This window comes from Streptomyces glaucescens (assembly GCF_002154375.1).
GTDB classification, from domain to species: Bacteria; Actinomycetota; Actinomycetes; order Streptomycetales; family Streptomycetaceae; genus Streptomyces; species Streptomyces glaucescens.
The window spans coordinates 1-2,534 of the sequence record NZ_MUND01000478.1; the positions used below are offsets into that span (position 1 = coordinate 1).

General features: G+C 69.0%; 3 protein-coding genes. All 3 read left to right on the forward strand.

What is annotated here, in order from left to right; genetic code table 11:
- Positions 1-213 precede the first annotated feature (213 nt).
- Positions 214-495 (forward strand): acylphosphatase, encoded by a 282-nt coding sequence (locus CCN42_RS28600; RefSeq protein ID WP_086171460.1) that lies wholly within the window; start codon positions 214-216, stop codon positions 493-495.
- 379 nt (positions 496-874) lie between these two features.
- Complete coding sequence (locus tag CCN42_RS28605; protein ID WP_086739939.1) at positions 875-1,081, forward strand: hypothetical protein; 207 nt, start codon at positions 875-877, stop codon at positions 1,079-1,081.
- Positions 1,082-1,290: 209 nt separating this feature from the next.
- Positions 1,291-2,534: chromosome segregation SMC family protein (locus CCN42_RS28610; protein WP_245877506.1), on the forward strand; the 1,244-nt coding region annotated here is incomplete at its 3' end.

Consider the following 2,534-nt stretch of genomic DNA (forward strand, 5'->3'; position numbering starts at 1 on the left):
GTGGCGGCGCGGCCGGCGGCGGAGCGTCGGTGGCGTCCCATGTACTGGCCTTCCTCGTCCCTGGTGCTGTTCTCGCGGTCGACTCGTCCCGACGGTCGACCAAAGTCACCCGATCGGGTGGCTTTCATATGAGATGCGTTTGGGGCTGGACGGTACCGCATGGCGCTCGGGGAGGAAGTGTCCCAAGAGACATTGCCTGGTTAGGTTGCACCCATGAGCGAGGATGTACGGCTGGTCGCCTGGGTGCGTGGACACGTGCAAGGTGTGGGTTTTCGCTGGTTCACACGGGCCAAGGCGCTGGAGATCGGCGGCCTGAGTGGTTTTGCTCTCAATCTGGCCGACGGCCGCGTCCAGGTGGTCGCGGAGGGGCCGCGCGAGGGCTGCCAGGGCCTCCTCGACTGGCTCCAGGGTGACGACACGCCCGGGCACGTGGACGGCGTCACCGAGATCTGGGACACACCTCGCGGCGGCTACGACGGCTTCGCGATCCGCTGATCCCGACCCGCCCGGCGACCCCGGCCGGGCGGCGGGACATGCCACCGGCAGCTGCCCGGAGGGAAAAGGTGCAGGTGATTGCCAGAACCTCTTGCCGTGGCGGACTCCGCAGGGAAAGATGATCGCCACGCCCCGAGGCCCCGCAGGAATCGCAGCGCCGCCGTTCTGAAGCCGCGCGCACCCGGGTAGCCCATCAATACGGGGCGTGATCGTGTTGACCGTCAAACTTTTTGGTGAGACGCTAAAAGCACCCCGCGCACCTAGCTGTTTGGCATGGATGAACGGCAGCAAGAACTCCATAGTGCCAAGCACCGAGGGTGCGAATCCCTCACGACCCACACCGCATCGGTCGGTCACTCATTGTGGAGGACCATCCATCATGGCAAAGGCGCTTCTCGGTTACGTCGGTGGCTCCGACCCTCGACTCCTCGCCGAGATGCGACGGCTCCAGCAGCGCGTCCAGGACCTGGAATCCGAGCTCGTGCGGATCCAGGCGGAGAACGAGGCGCTGACGGCTGCCGCTTCTCACGACGACAGGATCATGGAGCGCGTCGACGCACACCAGGCGGAGCCTGCGCTCACCTGATCACTGCATTGAACAACGACACGCAGTGGTTGGGTTGCCCGTATCAACCGCTCTGTTGTCAGAAGTTGCAAGGGACGCTTCGGCGTCCCTTCTTTCTTGCCCCCGTGCACCCTTTCAGTGTCTTTAACGTTTGGTCTGCCCTGCGCGTTCACCCGCGAAACCGCGCGTTCATGCAGTGGGACAAACCGCGGAGGGTAAAGTCCAGCGGCGTGCACCTCAAGGCCCTGACCCTCCGTGGCTTCAAGTCGTTCGCCTCAGCCACCACGCTTCGGTTCGAGCCGGGCATCACCTGCGTCGTCGGCCCGAACGGCTCGGGCAAGTCCAACGTCGTGGACGCGCTCAGCTGGGTCATGGGCGAACAGGGCGCCAAGTCGCTGCGCGGCGGCAAGATGGAGGACGTCATCTTCGCCGGCACCACCGGCCGCCCGCCGCTGGGCCGTGCCGAGGTGTCCCTGACCATCGACAACTCCGACGGGGCCCTGCCCATCGAGTACGCCGAGGTCACCATTACGCGGATCATGTTCCGCAACGGCGGCAGCGAGTACCAGATCAACGGCGACACCTGCCGCCTCCTCGACATCCAGGAACTCCTCTCCGACTCCGGCATCGGCCGCGAGATGCACGTCATCGTCGGCCAGGGCCAGCTCGACTCCGTCCTGCACGCCGACCCCATGGGCCGCCGCGCCTTCATCGAGGAGGCGGCCGGCGTCCTCAAGCACCGCAAGCGCAAGGAGAAGGCGCTGCGCAAGCTCGACGCGATGCAGGCCAACCTCGCGCGGGTGCAGGACCTCACCGACGAGCTGCGCCGCCAGCTGAAGCCGCTCGGCCGCCAGGCCGCAGTCGCCCGGCGGGCCGCCGTCATCCAGGCCGACCTGCGCGACGCCCGGCTGCGCCTGCTCGCCGACGACCTCGTACGGCTCCGCGAAGCCCTCCAGGCCGAGATCGCCGACGAGGCCGCGCTGAAGGAACGCAAGGAGGCCGCCGAGCGGGAGCTGCGGGGGGCGCTCCAGCAGGAGACGCAGCTGGAGGACGAGGTGCGCCGGCTCACCCCGCGCCTCCAGCGCGCCCAGCAGACCTGGTACGAGCTGTCCCAGCTCGCCGAGCGGGTGCGCGGCACGATCTCACTGGCCGAGGCACGGGTGAAGAGCGCCGCCTCCGCGCCGGTGGACGAACGGCGCGGCCGTGACCCCGAGGACCTGGAGCGCGAGGCCGCCCGGGTCCGCGAGCAGGAGGCCGAGCTGGAGGCGGCCCTGGAGGCGGCGCAGCGGGCCCTGGAGGACACCGTCGAGCACCGCGCCGAACTGGAGCGCGAGCTGGCCGCCGAGGAACGCCGCCTGAAGGACGCCGCGCGGGCGATCGCCGACCGGCGCGAAGGGCTGGCCCGGCTGAGCGGCCAGGTCAACGCCGCCCGCTCGCGGGCCGCCGCCGCCCAGGCCGAGATCGACCGGCTGGC